Origin of the sequence: Chrysanthemum yellows phytoplasma, assembly GCF_000803325.1 — a bacterium.
In the GTDB taxonomy this organism is placed as follows: domain Bacteria; phylum Bacillota_I; class Bacilli_A; order Acholeplasmatales; family Acholeplasmataceae; genus Phytoplasma; species Phytoplasma asteris.
The window spans coordinates 1-794 of record NZ_JSWH01000211.1 but is presented as its reverse complement, the minus strand read 5'-3'; the positions used below and the strand labels follow the sequence as shown (position 1 = coordinate 794).

Genomic DNA, 794 nt, shown 5'->3' with positions numbered 1-794 from the left:
GTTGGAGAGTCCATAATTATAATAAAAATATTATAAAATAATGTATTCAACTTATCATTTTTTGATATAACATAAGTGTATTGAGCTAAACACTTTTTATGAATGATTAATATTTAATATTTAAATATGTTAAAATAATTAATGATTCTATGTATATGTTGGTTCAGCTCTATATATGTAGGGTCATTTTTGTTATATTAAGCCCACATTCAAATATATAAAAAAAAATAGCTATATAAATAAACCCTCTTGGCAAAAGAAACGATTTATATAACTATTATGAAATGATGCATTAAATGCAAAACCTTAATTTAAACATTAGCGCATTTATTGATAAAATAAATGATTACGCTATCTTTATCATAACATTTCTTAAAACTACTTGCAACAATATAATTGCTATTAAAGATTGTAGTTTTGGTAATTTATTAAATAGTACAGGTATAATTATTAGTTTCGTTTTATCTATATTTTACATTTTAATCTTTATTACTTTATTATGTTTTTTAGGTTCTATCTTTAACATTATAAAAACAATAATAAAATATACTATTTATTGCCCAATTAAATATTTTATTTTAGGAATATATTATTTTATACTATTATTAAAATATTTATTTACTCCTAAATCAAAATTAAAACAACCAATTAAAACTAATAACTTGAATCTAGATGATTTAAACAAATTACAAAGAAAGATAAATTATTTAGAATATAAAATTAATTTACAAAAAAAACAAAATATAATTAAACCAGTATATAATCAAAATTATAAAAAAAAGGATTAAAATTAT

The 794-nt window shown here is 18.1% G+C and carries 1 protein-coding gene; it reads left to right on the top strand.

The features are described from left to right. The first annotated feature begins 296 nt into the window (after window positions 1-296). A complete protein-coding gene (locus OL66_RS03220; RefSeq protein WP_034172449.1) occupies window positions 297-788 on the top strand; it encodes a hypothetical protein in 492 nt (163 codons plus the stop codon). Window positions 789-794: the final 6 nt, after the last annotated feature.

Excerpts from the sequence above, each read along its gene's own strand:
- OL66_RS03220 (WP_034172449.1), top strand. The coding sequence starts at position 297 with ATGCAAAACCTTAATTTAAACATTAGCGCATTTATTGATAAAATAAAT.